The 22,608-nt window shown below is 40.5% G+C and carries 13 protein-coding genes; all 13 read left to right on the plus strand.

Features of this window, described 5'->3' with window-relative positions; genetic code table 11:
• The first annotated feature begins 282 nt into the window (after positions 1 to 282).
• Positions 283 to 3,471 (plus strand): SusC/RagA family TonB-linked outer membrane protein, encoded by a 3,189-nt coding sequence (locus tag BFL47_RS16635; RefSeq protein ID WP_069660925.1) that lies wholly within the window; start codon positions 283 to 285, stop codon positions 3,469 to 3,471.
• Between the two features lie 22 nt (positions 3,472 to 3,493).
• The gene (locus tag BFL47_RS16640) at positions 3,494 to 5,023 is read left to right on the plus strand and encodes a RagB/SusD family nutrient uptake outer membrane protein (RefSeq protein WP_069660926.1); all 1,530 of its coding nucleotides are present in this window, start codon (positions 3,494 to 3,496) and stop codon (positions 5,021 to 5,023) included.
• Between the two features lie 476 nt (positions 5,024 to 5,499).
• Positions 5,500 to 6,846, plus strand: a complete 1,347-nt coding sequence (locus BFL47_RS16645) for a glycoside hydrolase family 88/105 protein (RefSeq protein ID WP_069660927.1) — start codon at positions 5,500 to 5,502, stop codon at positions 6,844 to 6,846.
• A 9-nt stretch (positions 6,847 to 6,855) separates the two neighbouring features.
• Entirely contained in the window at positions 6,856 to 9,273 is a 2,418-nt protein-coding gene (locus tag BFL47_RS16650; RefSeq protein ID WP_069660928.1) for a glycoside hydrolase family 95 protein, read from the plus strand.
• Positions 9,274 to 9,291: 18 nt separating this feature from the next.
• On the plus strand, positions 9,292 to 10,596 hold the full coding sequence (locus tag BFL47_RS16655) for a rhamnogalacturonan acetylesterase (protein WP_069660929.1): 1,305 nt from the start codon (positions 9,292 to 9,294) through the stop codon (positions 10,594 to 10,596).
• Between the two features lie 4 nt (positions 10,597 to 10,600).
• Positions 10,601 to 12,136, plus strand: coding sequence for a rhamnogalacturonidase (locus tag BFL47_RS16660; RefSeq protein WP_069660946.1), 1,536 nt, complete (start codon positions 10,601 to 10,603; stop codon positions 12,134 to 12,136).
• Between the two features lie 109 nt (positions 12,137 to 12,245).
• On the plus strand, positions 12,246 to 13,268 hold the full coding sequence (locus tag BFL47_RS16665) for a family 43 glycosylhydrolase (RefSeq protein WP_139125856.1): 1,023 nt from the start codon (positions 12,246 to 12,248) through the stop codon (positions 13,266 to 13,268).
• 18 nt (positions 13,269 to 13,286) lie between these two features.
• Positions 13,287 to 16,166 (plus strand): glycoside hydrolase family 2 protein, encoded by a 2,880-nt coding sequence (locus tag BFL47_RS16670; RefSeq protein WP_069660930.1) that lies wholly within the window; start codon positions 13,287 to 13,289, stop codon positions 16,164 to 16,166.
• A 24-nt stretch (positions 16,167 to 16,190) separates the two neighbouring features.
• The gene (locus BFL47_RS16675; protein ID WP_069660931.1) at positions 16,191 to 16,370 is read left to right on the plus strand and encodes a hypothetical protein; all 180 of its coding nucleotides are present in this window, start codon (positions 16,191 to 16,193) and stop codon (positions 16,368 to 16,370) included.
• A gap of 18 nt (positions 16,371 to 16,388) precedes the next feature.
• Positions 16,389 to 17,459 (plus strand): glycoside hydrolase family protein, encoded by a 1,071-nt coding sequence (locus BFL47_RS16680; protein WP_069660932.1) that lies wholly within the window; start codon positions 16,389 to 16,391, stop codon positions 17,457 to 17,459.
• Positions 17,460 to 17,555: 96 nt separating this feature from the next.
• Positions 17,556 to 19,712, plus strand: coding sequence for a hypothetical protein (locus tag BFL47_RS16685; protein ID WP_069660933.1), 2,157 nt, complete (start codon positions 17,556 to 17,558; stop codon positions 19,710 to 19,712).
• Positions 19,713 to 19,798: 86 nt separating this feature from the next.
• On the plus strand, positions 19,799 to 21,661 hold the full coding sequence (locus tag BFL47_RS16690) for a rhamnogalacturonan lyase (RefSeq protein ID WP_069660934.1): 1,863 nt from the start codon (positions 19,799 to 19,801) through the stop codon (positions 21,659 to 21,661).
• A gap of 126 nt (positions 21,662 to 21,787) precedes the next feature.
• Positions 21,788 to 22,555, plus strand: a complete 768-nt coding sequence (locus tag BFL47_RS16695; protein WP_069660935.1) for a rhamnogalacturonan acetylesterase — start codon at positions 21,788 to 21,790, stop codon at positions 22,553 to 22,555.
• Positions 22,556 to 22,608: the final 53 nt, after the last annotated feature.

Here is a 22,608-nt window from a genome sequence, read left to right on the forward strand (position 1 = left end):
CTTTTTTCCCTTCATTAGTATGTCGACCTGATTTTGACCCGATTTATTAAGTAACATTAGTCATACTTAGTGTAATATAATTGTTAATCTTCTATTTTATTGGGCTACTAGCTAAAGAAATGAAATAATTTAGCTGACTCTGTTAAAGAAATGATTTCTCGTTGGGCGTGCTGGTCGGACATGCAGGATGGTACAGGTTGCCTCTGCATAGGTTTCCGGCTACGTTTGCATTGGGTTAATTGTTTGTTTGGCTTCTCCCAAGCCTTTTTAATACCTAATTATATGAATATAGTAAAGAATTCTTTACAATTTTTATGGAAGAGCAAAAGTCTTTCTCTTCTTCTGTTAATTACATTGTTCAATGTAAACGTCTTCTCACAAGACCGGAATATTACCGGACAGGTAAGTGATTCGCAAGGAGCTTTACCAGGTGTATCCGTAATGGTTAAGGGCACCAAAGTAGGTGTTTCAACTGGTGTTGATGGTAAATACGTAATCAAAGCAGCAACAGGTGCTGTGTTGGTTTTTACTTCTATCGGATATGATACAAAGCAGATTCCTAGTACCGATCAAACTGTAATTAATGTGGTCATGGGATCTAGCAACAAGCAACTAGACGAAGTGGTAGTGATTGGTTATGGTACACAAAAAAGAAGTAACGTAACTGGCTCCATATCAAAGATAACTGCTGAGTCAATAGCAGAACGGCCGATTACACGTGTAGAGCAGGCGTTACAGGGACAAGTTGCTGGTGTAAGTGTTCGTAGTACTTCAGGTGCTCCGGGAAGTGACATCACTGTCAATGTGCGTGGTGCTGCTTCTATTAATGGCTCGACTGCTCCTTTATATGTAGTTGATGGGGTGACTTTAGATAATTTATCAGGTATTAATCCTTCTGATATTCAATCTATTGATGTTTTAAAAGATGCTGCATCTGCCGCAATATACGGATCCAGAGGATCAAACGGTGTTGTTTTGGTTACTACAAAACGTGGCAAAACTGGTAAACCGGTTTTCTCTGTTTCTGCTTACACTGCTTTAGCTCAGGCTGAACGTAAAGTGAATGTAATGAGTTCGGATGAATGGATTGCCTTTGGCAAAAAATGGCTAGATCATCAATGGGTTGCTACTACAGGCTTAAGTGCATCGGCTACTCAGGATGAAAGATTGGATTATGCACGAAAAGCATCTATCACCAATCCGAAAAATCCATATCTGACAAGAGCTAATATATTAGATGGCCGTACTACGTATGGCTTATATGATCCGTACTGGGGAACTGATGCTATTGAGCCGATAGATTGGCAAGATGAGCTTTTTCGCACAGCTCCTGTAACTGATATTCAGTTAAGCGCATCAGGTGCTACTGAAACGATCAACTATTCGTTATCAGGAGGTGCATTTAGTCAGGAGGGCCTTGTTGAAGGTTCGTCATTTGATCGGTATTCATTCCGTTCTAATATTGAAGCTCAGATGAGCAAAAGGATTAAAATTGGTCTTACACTTGCTCCTTCAGTAGGCATAACAAAAGGTGCCAATGTAGACGGTAAGGATAACTCGGTATCACGTGCCTTGTCTTATCCTGGATGGGTATTAGCAGGTTCAGGAAGAATGGCAGGAGCCGATCCTTATAAGTTTTATGATGGATGGGGACCTGGAGCGAATAATGTAAGTCCTTATGTTCAGGCTGTTTACAATGATCGTTTAATTAGGGATACCCGATTGAATACGTCCTTTACTACTACGATAAACATTCTGGATGGATTGAATCTGAATGGTTTGGTGGGATGGAACTACCGTGGAAATACGAACAGGATATATAACCCAACATGGATTCAGGGGACTTGGAATACAGCGACACCAGGGTCTCTATCTTCTTCAAGAAAGACTACATTATCAAACAATAATTTACTAGCTCAGGGTACTTTAAGTTATGTAAAGACCTTTGGAGATCATTCACTTGATTTTTTAGCGGGTTTATCTGAAGAGAAATTTACTGAAGAAACAACTGATCAGGGCCAGACAGGTTTTGCAAATGACAAAAGTTGGGTGTTCAATTTAGGAAGTGGAAAGGTTACCAACTACAATACGATAACAGGATCAAGCAATGCATTGATTTCTTATTTCGGAAGGTTTCAATACAACTATAAATCGAAATATTTATTCGCCGCTTCATTGAGACGTGACGGTTCATCAAAATTCAGTCCTGATAATCGTTGGGGATGGTTTCCTGCTATTTCTACTGCATGGAATGCCAACGAAGAATCATTCATAAAAGATATCAACTGGATCAGTACAGCTAAAGTGAGGTTAAGTTGGGGACAGGCAGGAAATGACCGTATTGGAAACTCTGAATTTCTTTCTTTACTTGGTGCGCTTAATTATCCTTTAGGAGATGCACAGAGTACTGGCTATGGTTATGTGATCGGTTCTATTGCCAATTCAAAATTGCGTTGGGAAAAATCGGATAGTTATAACTTAGGTTTTGATTTAGGGATATTACGAGATCGTATTTCGATGTCGGCTGATGTATATTATAAAAAGACAACTGACTTGTTGCTTAAGGCGCCCGTTTCATTAGTGACCGGTTTTTCGACCATGTATAGCAACATAGGAAGTGTAGATAATAAGGGATTTGAAATCCAACTGAATTCGGCTAATTTAATTGGTCAATTTAAATGGAATACATCTGCAAATGTGTCTATAAACCGCAATAAGATTACAGCACTTACCGGTGATAATGCTGACATTAAATTTGGTCAGGGAAATACGGTTATTCAACGGGTAGGTTCACCGATCAATTCCTATTATTTACTTGAAGCTACAGGTGTTCTGCGGGATGCTGATTTTGATATTTCTGCAGACAGAAAGACGTTCACTGCAAAAATTCCGATTTACCAGGGACAAAAACCTGGGGACACTAAGTATAAAGATGCCAATAGAGATGGTAAAATCGATGCTAACGATTATGGAGTGGCTGGTAATTATCAGGCTAAATTTGAGTTTGGCTTAACGAATACTTTTGCCTACAAGAAATGGGATTTGACTGTTCTTGTACAGGGTCGTGTAGGCGGTGACTTATTGTCTATTGGTTCAAGGGGATGGAACAGGGCAACCAATGATCCAAGGTATAATTACATGGATAGTTGGTTGAACAAAGCATATTGGTCTGAAGAAGAGCCCGGAGATGGGAAAGTTCCTGCATTTTTCTCCGCTGTAACCAGTCAGTATGATACGAACTGGTTATATGACGCCAGCTATATCCGCCTTAAAAATATCGCTATCGGATATAATGTACCGGTTAAAAAGATCATCAAAAGTCTTCGGTTATATGCTTCTTGCGATAATGTTTACATGTGGGATAGCTATTACCCAGGATACTCTCCGGAAGCAGCAACTCAGGATAACTCAGATTGGGGATCATATCCTCAAGCCAGAACAATTTCATTCGGTTTAAACGCAACTTTCTAAATTATATATAGAACAAGAAAATATGAAAGTTTTATCAAAATGTACATTTCTAATCCTTACGGTAGCAATTACTTTGCAGTCTTGCGTAAAAGATTTGGATATTGCACCCATAGCTAATAATAGTGCTAGTGCTTTTTACTCAAGTGAAATAGAGGTTAATCAAGCTGCGATTGGGATATATGCCCGACTGGGGCGTAATGGTACGAATACTGATTTTCCAACAGAGTACTTTTATCTGGCATCTGAAAACCGTGCCGATATTCTCTATATTGCCGGTGAAACTTCTGCTCAAAATGATCAGCTTGATTTACGAAAATACTTAATAACACCGAATTCGGGTACGGTAAATTCGATCTTTTTAAGGATGTATCAAATTATTAAAGAAGCGAATAACCTATTGTATTTTACCAAAGAGGGTGAATATATGCGTTATCGTGCAGAGGCAAGCTTTTTACGAGCTTATGCTTACTCAGAATTGGTTCGATCATTTGGTCCTGTGGCATTAACAACCGCTCCGATAGAAAGTGCCGATGCAATAGCTTTGCCCAGGGCATCTATCGCTGAAATTTATACCCAGATTATATCAGATTTAGAATATGCTTCTGCTAACCTGGCTGATGTGTATACTCTTGCCCAATCTGGAAGGGTAGGTAGTTTAGCTGCAAAGGCTTTATTGGGACAAGTATATATGACGATGGCTGGATATCCAAGTAATGATGCAACAGCAAATGCGAAAGCAGAGGCTATATATGCCAGTATAATTACAGGGGTTGAAGCACGTTTTAGTCCTACTTACGCAGGTCTGTTTACGTTAGCAAACGAGAATAAATATGATCTTTTTTCTGTTCAATTTGCTTCAAATGCAGCGGGACTGGGATCAAGTTTACCGGGTTATATAACCAGCTCTTCTTCTTCGGGTACTCCATTCCCTGACTGGGCTTTTAGTACTTACAGTCAGCAGGGGCAGGATTTACGAGTTGACAGTGTGCTGGTTAAAGAAATGCGTGCAAATAAGGATCTTCGTTTGGCAGGCAGCATTGATACGGCCTATAATACGTATGCAAAAACTGCAAAGGGAGCTGATACCACTATTGTTGTAAAGAAAAGCATCATCACTAAATTTTTGGAAAAGGATAAAACAAATTCAAAAATTTTGTTTTGGAACGATTATCCACGTAATTTCCCTATCATCCGTGATGCTGATGTAATTTTACTGTATGCTGAAGCCTTAATTAAAGATAGTAAGGCATCTCAGGCAAAACAATATGTAGACAAGATCAGGGTTCGTGCCGGACTTCCAGCCTTAACGGCAAATCCTACTATGGATGATATCAAGCGCGAACGTAAGTTGGAATTTATAGGAGAGGGCAGAAGGTATTTTGATTTGGTAAGATGGGGTGAAGCTGAAGCAGTTGGCACCTTAAAAGCCTTTACTGTTAGGTATCATTCGAAGTTGAATGGACTAGCTCCAGCAGTTAAGGATTTATTATTGCCTATTCCTCAGGCTGAGATGAACAATAGAAGCAACTGGGACCAAAACTTAGGCTATTAATATAAATTTCACTTCTTTCCTGATGGCAGGAAGCAATAAGAGAACGACCCTTTTCATTCAAGGGGTCGTTCTCTCTTTTTGGGATAGTCAGGTTTAAAGAAGTTTTTTTTTGCAAAATGTTACCTGGATGAGAAGAGTTTGGAAATTTCGGCTTTACAATTGTGCTTCAACAAGGCCTTTATTATATTTGATCAGCAAAAAGGTAAAGCTTAAATTATGGAAAATTACAAACGGTACACAACATTAGATAAGAGGAATTATCCTTTTTGGTTAAGGGAGCTTATTGCGCTATTATTAGGGAAAAGGTATTGGATAGTGATACCCGAATTAACAGTATTAACGATCTGAGATGTAACATATCTGTATCTTTAGTCGCTAACGGCCTGTTCAGTGCATCAAGCAGGATGCTGCAGGACACATATCAAGTTAAATCTAGTTAGATTAGGCCTTCCTAAAACTATTAACCAACCCTAAAAATGAAAGCTTTTATTATCAGTTGTATTTTTTTATTAACCAGTGTCATGTCTATGGCACAGCCAAAGAAGCCTGCGAACGATGTAACGAGTCCGCTTCATCTGTTAAAGCCGAATTATCCGGTTCTTTATGGAGAGACGAAACCTCAGGACATTAAAGTGGTGCTGGATAGGATGTATGCTTACCTGGATCAGGCTACACCATTTCAACTGGTTAATAAGTCTACAGGTGTCCCGGTTGCTAATTTTAAAAATGCAGGTGCCAATGATCAATTCAAACAGGGAGATTTTAGGCTGATCAGCTATGAATGGGGAATTACTTACACCGGAATGCTGTTAGCTGCTGAGGTGACAGGGGATAAAAAATTTCTTGATTACTCGGTGAACCGGATTAGTTTCTTAGCTGATGTGACTTCAAATTACCTTCCACTGTATAAAAAGGATCCTAAGGCGGCATCACCAGTGCGGTCTGTTCTGGAGCCTCATGCTTTAGATGATGCAGGTTCGATGAGTGCTGCACTGATTAAAACGTATGCTACAGGGAAGCTTAAGGCTAATATACGTCCCCTGATCGACAACTATCTCAACTACATCATGACTAAAGAATTCCGTCTGACTGATGGTACTTTAGCACGGAATCGTCCACAACCCAATACGTTGTGGCTGGATGATTTATATATGAGTCTTCCTGCATTAGTGCAAATGGGCAAACTGACAGGAGATGAAAAATACTATGAAGAAGCGGTAAAACAGTTCCAGCTTTATTCAAAACGGATGTTCAACAAGAGCAATGGATTATATATGCATGGCTGGGTTCAGGACATGGAGCCTCACCCTCAGTTTCATTGGGCTAGGGCTAATGGCTGGGCTTTATTGACTAAAATAGAGATTCTGGATGTGCTTCCTGAAAATTATCCGGGTAGAAAAGAGATCATGGATGAGCTGATTGCGCATATTAAAGGTCTGACTGCACTGCAACATGGAACGGGTTTCTGGCATCAGCTTTTAAATAAAAATGATAGTTATCTGGAAACATCAGCTACTGCGATTTATAGTTATTGCATAGCCCGTGCGATTAATAAAGGTTGGATTGATGCGAAAGCATATGGCCCTGTGGCACTGCTGGCCTGGAATGCAGTAAGCTCGAAAGTGAACGATAAGGGTCAGGTGGAAGGGACTTGTGTAGGAACGGGGATGGGTTTTGATCCTGCTTTTTATTATTACAGACCAGTAAACAATTTTGCTGCCCATGGATATGGTCCTGCATTGATGGCTGGCGCAGAGATGTTCCGCTTGCTTCAGGATCATCCTTATGTGATTAACGATAGTGCAGTTCAATTTCTTAAATAAGACAGACGCATGAAACATATACGGTTTTTGATTTTCCTGTTATTTTTCGCGCAGGTGACATTTGCACAGCAGAAGAATCTGGTGCTTTGGTATAACCAGCCAGCTAAAGACTGGAATGAAGCGCTACCAATTGGTAATGGTCGTTTGGGTGCGATGATATTTGGCAGACCCGGGGAAGAACTGATCCAGCTGAATGAAGAGACTTTGTGGACCGGCGGACCGGTGGATCTAAACCCTAATCCGGATGCGCCTAAATATCTGCAGCCTGTGCGGGATGCCTTATTTAAGGACAGTATTGGGCAAGCTGTTAAATTATTGAAGAAAATACAAGGTCCGAATACGGAGATGTATCAGCCATTGGGTGATATCATCATTAAACAATTGTTTAAGGGTACGCCTACCAAATATTACCGTGATCTTAATATTTCGAATGCAACATCGACTACTCGTTTTACGGCTGATGGTGTTGAATATACGAGAGAATTATTTTCATCGGCACCTGACCAGGTGATTATCATCCATTTGAAAGCGAGTAAAGCTAAAACATTAAATTTTTCTGTGGGGGTGAATCATGCGTTGGAATATAAGAAAATGGTAACGGCCAATAAAGAGCTGGTATTAACGGGTAAAGCGAGAACAGGGAGTGATGAGCGAAGAAATCCTAAACCGGTAGTTTATTCGGACAGCCTTCATCAGGATGGAATGCGGTTTCAATTCAGAGTAAAAGCACTTTCTCCTGATGGAATAATTAGTAACACGGATAGTTTATTAGTGATTTCCAGCGCAACGGAAGCGACGCTTTATGTTTCTGCGGCAACAAGTTATAATGGCTTTGATCGTTACCCGGATAAGGATGGGAAGGATGAACAAAAGAACGCGGTACGTGATTTACATGCGGCGCTAAATAAGAATTATACGACGCTTTTGGCGGCACATATTAAAGATTACCAACACTATTTTAACCGGTTAAATCTTTCATTGACTAATCTCCCTGCCCTCAATTTACCGATAGACCAGCGTTTGCTGGAATATAAAGCGGGTAAGGATGACGTGGCACTGGAAGAATTGTATTTTCAGTTTGGACGGTATCTGTTGATCTCATGTTCGCGCCCGGGTGGTATTCCTGCCAATTTACAGGGAATTTGGAATAATCAGCTTAGCCCTCCCTGGAGAAGTAATTTTACAACCAACATTAATTTGCAGATGAATTACTGGCCGGCAGAAATGACTAATCTTTCGGAGCTGACTGAGCCTTTGATTACGCATATTAAACATCTGGCGGTAAATGGTACAGCTACAGCGAAGAATTATTATAATATGAAGGGCTGGGTTGTGCATCATAATTCGGATATCTGGGCTCAGACTAATCCTGTTGGTGAAGGTTCGGGTGATCCTAAATGGGCAAACTGGTCGTTGGGAAGTCCCTGGTTGAGTCAGCATTTGTATGAGCATTATCGTTTTACAGGGGATAAAAAATATTTGAAAGAGACTGCTTATCCTTTAATGAAAGGGGCTGCTGATTTTTGTCTGGATTGGCTGGTTGAAAAAGACGGTTACCTGGTAACGGCTCCATCAACTTCACCTGAAAATGTATATATCATGCCTGATGGTACGCAGGGGACGGTAACGATTGCTTCGGCAATGGATATGGAGATCATCTGGGATTTGTTTACCAATATTATTGAGGCGAGTAAAGTATTGGGTATTGATCGTGATTATGCATCAATGCTGGAGCAAAAACGGAGTAAGTTGAGTCCTTTGAAAATTGGTAAAAAGGGAAATCTGGTAGAATGGAACGGCGATTGGGAAGATCAGGATCCGCAACATCGCCATGTTTCTCATTTATTTGGCTTGCATCCCGGACGTGAGATTTCGCCTTTAATTGATCCTAAGTTTGCGGATGCTAGTCGTAAGACCCTGGAGATTCGAGGGGATGAAGGTACAGGCTGGAGTAAGGCTTGGAAAATTAACTTCTGGGCTCGTTTGCTTGATGGTGATCATGCTTATAAGGTATATCAGGAGTTATTGAAAGGCTCTACGATGAATAACCTTTTTGACACACATCCTCCTTTTCAGATAGACGGGAACTTTGGTGCTACATCAGGAATTGCTGAAATGCTGTTGCAGAGTCACCTTTCGGAAATTCAGTTATTGCCTGCTTTGCCTTCTAAATGGGCGGAAGGACATGTGAAGGGATTGATTGCAAGGGGTGCTTTTGAAGTGGAGCTATTTTGGAAAAATGGAAAGCTGACGAAGGCTTTGATTACTTCAAAAATGGGTAATGTTTGCAAGTTAAGAACGAATCAAAAGGTAGTGCTTAAGGATTTTAAAGCGGTAAGTTCAACTGCTAAATTATATAATGAGACGCAGTATCTTACTACGTTTAATACAAGTAAGGGTCAGACTTACGAGTTGGTTGTAAATTAAATTTGTATAAATAAAGAAATGAAAAGTATTCAGGGCTTGGCTTTTTTAATCGCCTTTCTTACAGGAGTGAACGTGTATGGTCAGGTAGTGCAGACGTCGTTTAAATTTGACTTTGGAACGGGTAAAGCCGCTAGTGGATACACCCGGGTTACTCCTGCGAACGTGTATTCTTCTGCTTCAGGGTATGGTTTTGATCTGGAATCGGTACCAGTGGCCATAGACAGAAAGGGCAAAGATTTGTTAAAGGGCGATTTTATTACTGCTGAGAAACCTTTTTACTTTTCGGTAAAAGTTCCGGAAGGGAATTATAAAGTGACGATAACGCTAGGTGATTTAAAAGGGGGGAGTAGTACGACCATCAAAGCGGAGTCCCGTCGTTTGATGCTGGAAAATGTGCAAACCGCTCCAGGAAAATTTGTTACTAAAACTTTCATTGTCAATATTAAGGATCGTCAGATAAAAGGGAATGGAGTGGTTGGGTTAAAGCCAAGAGAGCTCACTAAGCTGGATTGGGATGATAAACTGACTTTGGAATTCGATCTTAAAACTGCGGTTGATGCGATAGAAATCAGTAAGGTTGAAGATCAGATTACTGTTTTTCTGGCAGGAAACTCTACGGTGGTGAATCAGGATGAAGAGCCCTGGGCTTCCTGGGGACAAATGATACCTCGTTTTTTTAAACCGGGTGTGGCTATTTCTAATCATGCTGAATCAGGGTTGTCTCTGGGTAGTTTCATTGGCAGTAAACGGTTGGAAAAGATTTTAAGCATTATGAAGCCTGGTGATTATGTTTTTGTGGAGTTTGGTCATAATGATGAAAAAGAAAAAGGCCTGAATGATGGTCCTTATAAATCATATTCTGAACGGTTGCATGTATTTGCAAAAGAGGTAAAGGGTAAGGGTGGAACTTTAGTGATTGTTACGCCAACTGCAAGAAGGTCATTCAATGAAGCGGGTTTGATGATGAATTCTCATGGTGATTATCCTGATGCTGCGAAAAAGGTAGCACTGGATGAAAATGTTGCTTTGATTGATTTAACTTCTCTTTCTACTATAATGTATGAAACGCTGGGTGTAGAGGGTTCTAAAAAAGCTTTCGTGATTTACCCGGAACAGAATTTGAATGATAATACCCATTTCAATCCGTATGGCGCTTATGAGATCGCAAAGATTATTGTGCAGGGTATCAAGGATAATAAGCTTGGTTTAGCCAAATACCTGGTGGAGCTACCAGTATTTAATCCTGCTCAACCAGATGCATTTCAAACTTTTAGCTGGCCGGTTAGTCCTAAAGCTAGTTTGGTAAAACCTGATGGAAATTAACGGCATGAAAGGATCATTTTGGAAAAGTCTCCCTGTATTCGCTGTACTGCTGTTCCTGCTACAAGGTTCGTTTGCTGCGACGCCTGTAACGTATAATGTAAAGGATTTTGGAGCAAAGGGGGACGGCATAAATCTGGATCATATTGCTATTAATTCGGCAATTGACAAAGCAGCTTCGGCTGGTGGTGGTACGGTATATGTTCCAGCGGGTACCTACTTGAGTAATTCCATCCATCTTAAAAGTAATATTTCGTTGTATTTGGATCAAGGGGCTACACTCTTAGCGGCAGATGGAAAAGGTTATGATGTGGCTGAGCCGTCGGTTTCGGATAAGTTTCAGGATTTCGGACACAGTCATTGGCATAATAGCCTGATCTGGGGAGAGAATCTGGAAAATATTTCTATCCTCGGTCCTGGTACTATTTATGGAAAGGGTTTGACCAGAGGCAGTTTTCCTGAAAGTGGAATGGGCAATAAGGCGATTGCGCTGAAGTTATGCCGGAATGTGATTCTGAAAGATTTTACGCTTCTTTATGGAGGTCATTTTGGAATATTAGCAACGGGAGTGGATAACATGACCATTGATAATTTAAAGATGGATACTAACCGGGATGGCATTGATGTGGATTGCTGTTTTAATGTTCGGATTTCAAATTGTACTATAAATTCGCCATGGGATGATGGGATCTGTTTAAAAAGTTCGTATGCACTTGGTTATTCCAAGCCAACACAAAACGTAACAATTACCAATTGTCAGGTTAGCGGTTATGACCGGGGAACGTTCATCGATGGCACTTACCAAAGGAAAGAGGCTCATTTGGTTCCTGATCATGAAGGTCCTACTGGCCGGATAAAATTTGGAACAGAATCAAACGGAGGGTTTAAAAATATTACGATTTCTAATTGTGTTTTTGAATATTGTAGGGGATTGGCCTTGGAAACGGTTGACGGTGGTTTGCTGGAAGATGTGACCATCAGCAATATTACGATGCGTGATATTGTGAATTCTCCTCTGTTTCTTCGTTTGGGTTCGCGTATGCGTGGTCCGGAAGGGACTCCTGTTGGTGAACTTCGTCGCATACTAATCAGTAATGTGACGGTTTATAATGCCGATTCACATTTTGCCTCTATTATTAGCGGCATTCCGGGGCATGATATCGAAGATGTTAAATTAAGTAATATCAATATTTATTATCGACAGATTGATTCTGCTGAGTCAAAAATTCAGGTTAATGTACCTGAAATTGAAAAGATGTATCCGGAGCCTGAAAAGTTTGGAGTGCTTCCTGCTTACGGATTTTTTATCCGCCATGTGAAGAATATCGAGATGAATGATATTCAAGTAAGTTTTCTTGGAAAGGAAACTCGCTCTGCCTTTGTTTTAGTGGACGTCAAAGGGATCGCAATTAATAATCTGAAAGCGGCTAAGGCTGGTCAGGCATCACTTTTTAATCTTCAGGATGTACAGGATTTTACACTTAGGAGTAGTAAAAATATAAAAGACAGGTCTTTAAAAGCGACAAAGTCTAAACGGTTTTAAGAATCAGCATGATGAGCAGCGTATTTAAAGGAAACAGAATGGTTGAAATAGTTGGTCCCGTATCATTGACTCCCTTAAAATATATTAAACCTTCTTTTACATCCAATAAATGAAAAAGTTAATGAGTGTATTTGTTCTTGCCTTATTTGGATTGTTCGGTATGGAATCTCTTTCTGCTCAGCAGCATGTAGGAAAACTGGCAAACAAGCCCTTGTTCAGGGATCCTATTTATGATGGTGCTGCAGATCCTGTGGTGATTTGGAATAAAAAAGAAAAGAAATGGTTTCTGTTTTATACGAACAGAAGAGCCAGTGATACTCTGGCAACAGGTGTAACCTGGGTACATGGAACACGAATAGGAATTGCTGAATCGAAAGACGGGGGTGCAACCTGGAAATACAGAGATACTGCAAATATTAAATATCGTCCTACACCTGATTATACGCATTGGGCTCCTGAAGTAATTGAGCATGAAGGGACTTATCATATGTATTTAACCTATGTTCCTGGCGTATTTAAGGACTGGGGACATCCCCGGGATATTATTCATCTGACGAGTAAGGACTTGTTGAATTGGGATTATGTCAGCACTTTAAAGTTAGCATCAGACAAGGTAATAGATGCCTGCGTAATTAAAAGGCCTGATGCTACCTGGAGAATGTGGTATAACAACGAAAGAGACAGTAAGTCAATTTATTATGCGGATAGCAAAGACCTGAATAATTGGGAGACTAAAGGTAAAGCCGTATCCGACCGTGGAGGTGAGGGGCCAAAAGTCTTTTATTGGAAGGGTAAGTATTGGATGCTGGTAGATAATTGGGCTGGAATGGGATTGTATTATTCGAATGACCTGTTGAAGTGGACTAAACAGCCGGAGCGTCTTCTTGAATTTCCTGGTAAAGGATTGGAAGATCAGGCAATCGGTGGACATGCAGATGTTGTGATTCAAGGGGACCGGGCGTTTGTCTATTATTTTACACACCCGGGCCGGTCGAAAGCAAAACCTGCACCTGAGAATTCTATTGATTCGCGTCGCAGTCTGATTTATGTTGCAGAACTGGAGTACAATAAGGACGGTTTTATCACGTGTGACCGGGATAAGCCTGTATATGTTAATTTAAAAAAGAAGTAAACATCAATTGAATAAATAATGAGTTTTAAAAAAGGACTATTCACAATCGTACTGATGACATTTTTTGTGTTTCAGGGCTGGGCACAATCCGCCATAAAAAAAGAAATACAATATCTTTCAGGAACAGATAATGAGCATACAGTAGCCTGGGATTTCTGGTGTACCGGTGGAAGAAATAGTGGCGTCTGGTCAAAGATACAGGTGCCTTCACAATGGGAGCAACAAGGTTTTGGAGCATATAATTACGGTCGTGATTATGTAACATATGGCAAGAACTTCCGTTTTGCTGATGAAAAAGGAATTTATAAACATGAGTTTACTATTCCTTCAAACTGGCGGGGGAAAGAGGTGTTTATCGTTTTTGAAGGATCAATGACGGATACTGAAGTGAAGATAAATGGTCAGTCAGCCGGGGCGATTCATCAGGGGGCTTTTTATCGTTTTAAATATAACATAGGAGATAAACTTTTATATAATAAGCCCAATAAACTGGAGGTCACTGTAAGCAAAATGTCCGCTGATAACTCGGTCAATAATGCAGAACGATTAGCTGACTATTGGATCTTTGGAGGAATATTTCGTCCGGTGTATCTGGAAGTTTATCCTCAGGAACATATTGATTATACTGCAATAGATGCAAAGGCAGATGGTTCCTTTGCGATGAATGTTTTCCTTAAAAATATACCATCCGGAAGAGAAATATTGGCGGAGATAGTTGATTCAAAAGGGAAAGTTGTAGGAACAGCTCAAGCAGCCACACAGGGGAATGACTCTGTAATTAACCTGAAAACTAAAGTAAATAAGCCTTTAGCCTGGACTGCAGAAACTCCTAATCTGTACAAGGTGAATGTATCGGTACTAAATGCAGGAAAAACGGTATACCAGACTACAAATAAATTTGGTTTCAGAACTATTGAAGTACGAAAGGGTGACGGGATTTATGTAAATGGAACAAAGATTAAAATGAAAGGGGTTAACCGCCATGTATGGTGGCCCGAAACTGGTCGTTCTATTAATCCCAAGATAGATTTGGATGATGTGAAACTGATCAAGGAAATGAATATGAATGCGATTCGTTGTTCCCATTATCCTCCGGATCAAACCTTTCTTAATTATTGTGATTCATTGGGATTGTATGTCCTTGATGAGCTGGCAGGATGGCAAAAAGCATATAGTACTAAAGTGGGTATGCCTTTGGTTAAGGAAATGGTGATTCGGGATATGAATCATCCATCTATTATTTTTTGGAGTAACGGTAATGAAGGAGGTCATAATTTTGATCTGGATGACGACTATGGGAAATATGATCTTTCCAACCGGCCTGTGATTCATGCACATCACCGTCCGGGTAATGCATTTAATGGTATTGATTGTAATCATTATGAGGATTATTATAGTACACGAAAAATACTGGCCGATACAAATATTTATATGACTACTGAATTTCTTCATGCTCAGGATGATGGGGGAGGAGCAGCGGCATTATCAGATTTCTGGGATCTTCATTGGAATTCTAAAAAAGGTGCAGGTGGCTTTATCTGGGATTTGGTAGACGAAGGAATTGTGCGTACGGATCAAAATAATATTATTGATGTAAATGGGGTCAATGCTCCGGATGGTCTTGTTGGTCCTCACCGGGAGAAGGAAGGAAGTTTTAATGCCATTCGCGAGATTTATTCCCCGGTAAAAATTACATTAAAAGAGCTGCCAGCAAATTTTAAAGGTGAAATACCAATTGAAAACCGGTATCATTTTACCAATGTAAATCAATGTACGTTTAGGTGGGAACTGGTTAATTTTAATAATCCGGGAGATAAGGTCAATGGATATACTACTGTGAAAAGTGGCGCTGCGGCTGCACCTTCGATTGCACCAGTAGCGAAGGGTAATTTAAAATTAAACTTGCCATCCGATTGGAAAAAGTATGACGCCCTTACCCTTTGCGCATATGATCCGTTCAAAAATGAACTGTATAAATGGGTTTGGAAAATAAAAACGAATACCCAACTGCTGGATAGTATTTTAATTACAGCAGGTAGTGACGCGGTAAATATGACCGAATCTGATAGTATCATCACGCTAAAAGCAAATGGTATTTCTGTTTTTTTTAATAAAAAGACTGGAAAACTGATGGATCTGGCTAATGACTTCAGTGCAAAATTATCTTTTGGTAACGGACCTATTCTTGTTAGCGGAAACGCTGTTTTTGCGGGAATGAAACAGTATAAGGAGAATGACGGCTATGTCGTGGAAGCCTCATATACTGGTGATATGAAATATGTCAGATGGAAAATGTTCGGTAGCGGATGGCTGGAGATGACTTATGAGTATACGCTTAGTGGAACCTATCCCTTTGCCGGTGTAAGTTTTAGCTATCCTGAAAATTATGTTTTGGGGGCAAAATGGTTAGGTAAAGGACCTTATCGTGTGTGGAAAAATAGGCTTCAGGGCGTAACCTACGACGTCTGGGAAAATAGAAATAACAATACACAAACGGGAAGTGCTCCATGGATCTATCCTGAATTTGAAGGTTATTACGCGGATATCGCATGGATGGAAATGAATACGGTGCAAGGTAAATTCACTATCGCCAGTAGGGATAATGACCTTTTCGTGCGGTTGTTTGCCTTTTATGCGCTATCGGGTCCAAGGCCAACTCCATCCCTTCCTTCAGGTGATATCTCCTTTCTTGATAAGATACCTCCGGTTGCAGGAAAACTTGCCTTAAATGTTAATTATAACACCGCTTCTTTAGGTCCGTTAAGCGAACCGAATAAGATCAATGGTACAACGAAAAGGACACTTTACTTCTATTTTGGAATTCCAAAACCGGCTACGGACAATAATCAGTTCATTATGCCGAAGGAGAATATTTTGACTGACGAAAAAATAAAGTAATAGAAATAGTTACGATTCTATAAAATGAAACATATTGAAAACTTTCATTTGGGAAATATGGAAATCATCGCAAATACCTCAGGATCTCTTTCCTATGCAAATGGCTGGACCTTTGATCGGGTTAACTTCAAACCAACAGATCAGTCTGTTTTGGAGATAAAAAACTCGCAGAAAATGCAAGAAATTAAATATTCAGGTAGCTAATAAATAAACGTTAATCAGATGGAACGTAGGAATTTTATTTCAAATCTGGCTTACATGACAGCACTAAGTCTCTTGCCTGGGTTAGCAAATGCTGGATTATTGGAAGAAGATCATGTGTCTGCATTCGCAAAGCGGCTGAAACCTATTGGACGGGCACTTGAAATGGAGGACTGGTTTGTTTGGTGTAACAGCCCGATAATGGGTGAAGATGGAAAGGTTCATGTGTTTTTTTCCCGTTGGCCTAAGTCAAAGGGAATGGGAGGTTGGATAAACAGCAGTGAAATAGCCCATGCTATAGCGGATCGGCCTGAAGGTCCATTCAATTATTTAGAAACCGTACTTAACCCACGGGGTGCAGGCTTTTGGGATGCAACGACTTGTCATAATCCCCATATTACTTATGTAGACGGGCTCTATTGCCTGTTCTTTATGGGAAATTCCAATGGTAAAACGAATACCAAACGAATTGGGTTAGCTACTGCTAAATCTGTAAACGGACCCTGGAAACGACCGGATCAGCCTTTACTTGAACCAGGGGCAGCGGGCGAATGGGATGACCATTGTACGACCAATCCTGCTTTTGTAAAACACCCTAATGGACAGTATTGGTTGTATTATAAATCGTGGAATACAGCCGATTATGTGAATTCGAAAGACCCTAAAATTAGAGGTAACCGCAAATATGGTCTGGCCATTGCAGATAAACTGGAAGGTCCTTATTTAAAATACCACAATAACCCAGTTATTGATTTTTCAAAAAAAGGAAATAACAGGCAGTTTGAGGATGCATTTGTATGGCGGGAGAACGGCAAGTTTAATATGCTCGCCAGAGATATGGGCGTTTATAGTCAGGAAGTAGGTCTTTATTTGAAATCAGAAAATGGAATTAAATGGGATGAGCCACTGATAGCCTATAAACCTCTTAAAGAATATATTCAGGAGGCTCCCGTTCCATCTAATTTAACCCGTTACGGGAGATTGGAAAGGCCCCAAATCCTGTTCATCGATAATAAACTAGCTTATCTGTTTACCGCTGCTCAAGGTGGCAAATATTCAACCGCATCGTCATTTATTTTTAAAATAAATTAATGGAGAGGAAAGCCTTTAGCTCATGCTTTTAATTTTTTTTGTGAGAAATTGAACAAGAATTAAACACAGTACTTTGTATAATATAAATTAGTTGGAATGAAAATACAGTTTAAGAAAATACCGGCATTAGTATCAACTTTTTTTGTCCTTATGTCAGGGTTTTCTGCCCATGCTCAACCCATAAACCGCCAGGCAGTAGTATCGCGCCATGATGTAATCAATACCAGTGTTGATTCCTTATCATCACTTTCCCTGGGAAACGGAAAATTTGCTTTTACGGCTGATGTAACCGGATTACAGACCTTTCCGGACTCGTATGAAAAAGGTGTATGTTTAGGTACCCAATCGGAATGGGGCTGGGATAGCTTTAAAGATACTATTGGTTATAAATTTGAAGAAACGCTGAAAGAATATACGTTCAATGGACATAAGGCTACTTATGCTGTCCAATGGTCCGAACCCTTAAGAAACAGGAATGCCTCTAATTGGTTCAGACAAAACTCCCATCGTTTACAATTGGGGAACCTTGGATTCGATATATACAAGAAAGACGGATCTTTAATTAAGGTCACTGATGTCAAGGGCATAAATCAGAAATTGAATTTATGGACAGGCGAATTGATCAGTCATTTTACTGTAGAGGGAATCCCGGTGGATGTTGTCACTGTTTCTCATCAGGAGCAGGATCTGGTTGCGGTACGGGTAACCTCGAAGCTGATCCAAATGGGGAGATTAAAAATAAGACTTCGCTTTCCTTATCCGACAGGTGAGTTTGCAGATGGGGGGAATAACTGGAATAGTCCAGAGAGCCATTCCTCTACAATCCTGAACCAAAGCGGTGATGGAGCTTCCATCCAGCATCAATTGCAAGGGTCTAATTATTTTGTTTCTTTAAAATGGCTCAACAAGGCCTCTCTTATAAAAAACACTACTCCACATTATTTTACTGTTACACCTGATAAAAGTACTAGTGTATTTGAACTAAGTTGTCTTTTTACGCCCGAAGTGGTATCACCTTCCTCTTTGCCTGCTTTTGCTGCAACAAGAATTGAAAATCAGCAGCAATGGAAAGCTTTTTGGTCAAGAGGTGCAGCAATTGATTTTGCGGGAAGTACTGATCCAAGGGCAAAAGAACTGGAACGCCGTGTGGTGCTTTCTCAATACCTGACTAAAATGCAATGTGCCGGTAATTATCCTCCACAGGAGACAGGCCTAACCTTTAACAGCTGGTTTGGAAAGCCACATCTGGAAATGCATTGGTGGCATGCAGTTCACTTTGCTTTATGGAACCGGGTTGATTTAATGGAAAAAAGCTTGGGCTATTACGCCAAAGTGGAAGATAAAGCAAAGTTACTTGCCGAGCGTCAGGGTTATAAGGGTGTACGTTGGCAAAAGATGACTGATAACGAAGGAAATGAAAGTCCTTCCTCTGTCGCAGCCTTCCTAATCTGGCAACAACCTCACTTTATCTATCTGGCTGAGTTGTGTTTCAGGGATAAAGAGGATACTGCAATCCTGAATAAATATAAAGATCTTGTTTTTGCAACAGCCGATTTTATGGCCTCTTTCCCAACCTATGACAAGGAAAATGACCGCTATACATTGGGAAAAGGAGTTATTCCTGCACAGGAATGTTTTCCGGCAAAAGACACGTTCAACCCAACGTATGAGGTTGCTTATTGGGATTGGGCTTTAAAAACTGCACAGAAATGGCGTGAACGCTTAGGGATGCCCCGGAATACAGAATGGGATAAAATACTGGTTAAATTATCTCCCTTACCCACATTGAATGGGGTTTATTTATCAACAGAAAGTGCAAAGGACAGTTATACGAACCCACGCTGGCGCATTGACCACCCTTCTGTTTTAGGTGCTCTGGGTATGGTACCCGCATCAGAAAAGCTAGATAAAGCAACTATGCAGCGTACATTTGATCTTGTGAATAAGGTATGGTCCTGGGATGATACCTGGGGATGGGATTTTCCGATGACAGCTATGACTGCAGAACGTCTTGGACACCCCGATAAAGCGATCGATGCTTTGTTTATGAATGTCAAAACAAACACTTATCTGAAGAATGGACATAACTATCAGGACGGACGATTACGTATTTACCTTCCCGGAAACGGTGGCGTGCTGGCTGCCGTAGCAATGATGGCCGGAGGTTGGGATGGAAGCACCCTTCAAGAACAAGGCTTTCCTAAAAACGGGAAATGGAAAGTACGTGCTGAAGGATTCAAAAAAATGCCCTAAAAAAGCTAGTCTAATACCTTTACACCCATAAAACAGATCCTTTCAAGTGCCCATTAAAAAAAACTGAAATAAATCATCGAACGTAAATGACACCAATACGAAATGTAAAGTATTTTTATCGCCTATCTCTAGCACTAGCCTTATTGCTCATCAGTACAGAGAGAATTTACTCCCAAAGAGTGATGGAAAATCTAAGCCGTGGGCTAATAGCTGTTAACCAGGGGGAAGGGAAAGTTTATATCGGGTGGCGCTTGTTTGGCACCGATCAGGAGGATATATCCTTCAACTTATACCGTTCATCTGCGGCTAAGGCACCAATCAAGATTAATAAGGAGCCAATTTTAGTAAGTACAAATTATGTAGATGAAACAGTTGATACCAAACAGCAAAACGACTATTTTATAAAGCCTGTGCTTAATGGGGCAGAGGGTGTAGCAAGTAAATCTTTTACTTTGCCTGCCAACTCAGCGGTTCAGCAGTATCTTTCTATCCCTCTACAAACCCCTCTTGGTTATAGCCCCAATGATGCCTCTACGGCTGACCTGGACGGTGATGGTGATTACGAAATTGTGCTGCATCAAACCGGAAAAGGAGCGGATAATAGTTTCAAAGGTTTTACAGATCCTCCGATTTTTCAGGCTTATAAGATGGATGGAACACTATTGTGGTCTATAAATCTGGGGAAGAATATCAGAGAAGGAGCTCATTATACCCAGTTTATGGTTTATGATCTGGACGGAGATGGAAAAGCGGAATTCGCATGTAAAACTGCCGATGGAACAGTTGATGCAAAGGGTAAAGTTATTGGCGATTCAACGAAAGATTACCGGAATAAAGATGGCAAAATCTTGGATGGACCTGAATATTTTACCATTTTTAGCGGACAAACAGGTGAAATTCTTGCTACTACGGATTATATTCCGTCCCGATATCCAACAGCTGGTTGGGGAGGACATGGCGGAAACGGTGGAACAGACAATAACGGAAATCGTGTAGATCGTTTTACTGCTTGTATCGCTTATCTCGATGGCAAACTGCCTAGTGTGGTGATGTGTCGTGGCTATTATGGTCGTAGCGTATTAGCCGCATGGGATTGGAGAGATGGTAAACTCACATCACGCTGGGTGTTTGATTCCAAAAATGCAGATAATCCTTTCTCCGGACAAGGGTACCATACGGTAAGTGTCGCAGATGTAGATCAGGATGGTAAAGATGAGATCATATATGGATCTATGGTGGTTGACGATAATGGTAAAGGGCTGTTTTCGACCGGATTAAGGCATGGTGATGCCTTGCATGTTACCGATCTCGATCCCTCCAAGCCTGGACTTGAAGTCTTTGGTGTCCATGAAATAGAAGAACGTACCAAAGGAGCTGGTGTAGCATTATATAATGCTAAAACTGGGGAGATCTATTGGAAAGGTTCCATGGATCAGGACGTAGGCAGAGGAGTTGCTGATGATATTGATCCTGAGAATCCTGGTGCAGAGATGTGGTGGTCCGGCTCAAACGGTTTATTCAATATGAAAGGAACGCGCATAGGAGAAAATCCTTCCTCCACTAACTTCCTGATCTGGTGGGACGGTGACTTGTCCCGGGAGCTTCTGAATGGAAACTATATCGATAAGTATAAAAAGGGAAGAATCTTTACAGCTGAGGGGTGCGTTTCGAATAACGGGACAAAATCCAATCCCGTATTAAGTGCTGATCTTTTTGGTGACTGGAGAGAGGAAGTTATATTCCGTACCCAGGATAATAAGGAACTTCGAATTTTTACCACAACTATCCCTACTGAGCACCGGCTGTATACCCTGATGCATGATCCGCAATACCGTTTAAGTGTTGCCTGGCAGAATGTAGGGTATAATCAACCACCACATACCAGTTTTCTCCTTGGAACAGGCATGCAAAAAGCGCCAAAACCTAATATTATTCTGACTCACAAATAGCGACAATGAATTCAATAATAACTTCCTTGGTGTCCAACGAATGCGGAAAGTGTTACTGGTGGAAATGTAGATTTTAGTTAAGGTCCAGTTTGAATAAATAATAAATACTAGATAAAATATTAAAAAATGTTCAATAAAAAGAGATCAATATTCCTGCTGATTGTTTTATTTGCAGTATCCCTTGCCTTTATAAATAAAGAGAAACCAACGTTATTTATTATTGGAGACTCAACGGTAAGGAATACAAATCCATCTTATATGGGTTGGGGGACAGCAATCGCTGAGCTTTTCGATACAACAAAAATCAATGTCACCAATCATGCTATGGCAGGCAGAAGTACCCGAACATTCATAAAAGAGGGCCGTTGGGCAAAGGTAGATTCCATGCTTAAACCGGGAGATTATGTTATGATGCAATTCGGACATAATGAAGGAAGTACCCCTGATACCAACAAAGCCGGATACAGAGGGGTATTAAAAGGAACCGGAGAAGAAACAAAAGAACTCATCTGGCCTGATGGTAAGCCCGAAACCGTACATACCTACGGTTGGTACATCCGCCAATTTATTCATGATGCAAAAGCGAAAGGTGCCATTCCAATTGTGCTTTCTATGATCCCCAGAAATGAATGGAAAGATAATAAAGTCATTCGTGCCAACAACGATTACGGAAAATGGGCTAAAGAGGTAGCACAACAAGAAGGTGCCTGTTTTATTGACCTGAACGCAATAACTGCAGATAAATATGATAAAATGGGTCCGGTGAAAGTAAAAGCCTTGTTTCCATCTGATCATACACATACCGATTCCATAGGAGCAAAAATTAATGCTGAATCTGTTGTCAAAGGATTAAAAAAACAAAGAAAAATTTCATTAAACGCCTATCGTAAATAACGAAGGGAAGCAGTATCAATTCCCCACAGTAACCGTAATTTTACACCACCTGA

Source organism: Arcticibacter eurypsychrophilus (assembly GCF_001730525.1).
GTDB classification, from domain to species: Bacteria; Bacteroidota; Bacteroidia; order Sphingobacteriales; family Sphingobacteriaceae; genus Arcticibacter; species Arcticibacter eurypsychrophilus.

Bases quoted from the DNA above. Each gene is read 5' to 3' on its own strand.
- BFL47_RS16635 (WP_069660925.1), top strand. From the start codon at position 283: ATGAATATAGTAAAGAATTCTTTACAATTTTTATGGAAGAGCAAAAGT.
- BFL47_RS16640 (WP_069660926.1), top strand. From the start codon at position 3,494: ATGAAAGTTTTATCAAAATGTACATTTCTAATCCTTACGGTAGCAATT.
- BFL47_RS16645 (WP_069660927.1), top strand. From the start codon at position 5,500: ATGAAAGCTTTTATTATCAGTTGTATTTTTTTATTAACCAGTGTCATG.
- BFL47_RS16650 (WP_069660928.1), top strand. From the start codon at position 6,856: ATGAAACATATACGGTTTTTGATTTTCCTGTTATTTTTCGCGCAGGTG.
- BFL47_RS16655 (WP_069660929.1), top strand. From the start codon at position 9,292: ATGAAAAGTATTCAGGGCTTGGCTTTTTTAATCGCCTTTCTTACAGGA.
- BFL47_RS16660 (WP_069660946.1), top strand. From the start codon at position 10,601: ATGAAAGGATCATTTTGGAAAAGTCTCCCTGTATTCGCTGTACTGCTG.
- BFL47_RS16665 (WP_139125856.1), top strand. From the start codon at position 12,246: ATGAAAAAGTTAATGAGTGTATTTGTTCTTGCCTTATTTGGATTGTTC.
- BFL47_RS16670 (WP_069660930.1), top strand. From the start codon at position 13,287: ATGAGTTTTAAAAAAGGACTATTCACAATCGTACTGATGACATTTTTT.
- BFL47_RS16675 (WP_069660931.1), top strand. From the start codon at position 16,191: ATGAAACATATTGAAAACTTTCATTTGGGAAATATGGAAATCATCGCA.
- BFL47_RS16680 (WP_069660932.1), top strand. From the start codon at position 16,389: ATGGAACGTAGGAATTTTATTTCAAATCTGGCTTACATGACAGCACTA.
- BFL47_RS16685 (WP_069660933.1), top strand. From the start codon at position 17,556: ATGAAAATACAGTTTAAGAAAATACCGGCATTAGTATCAACTTTTTTT.
- BFL47_RS16690 (WP_069660934.1), top strand. From the start codon at position 19,799: ATGACACCAATACGAAATGTAAAGTATTTTTATCGCCTATCTCTAGCA.
- BFL47_RS16695 (WP_069660935.1), top strand. From the start codon at position 21,788: ATGTTCAATAAAAAGAGATCAATATTCCTGCTGATTGTTTTATTTGCA.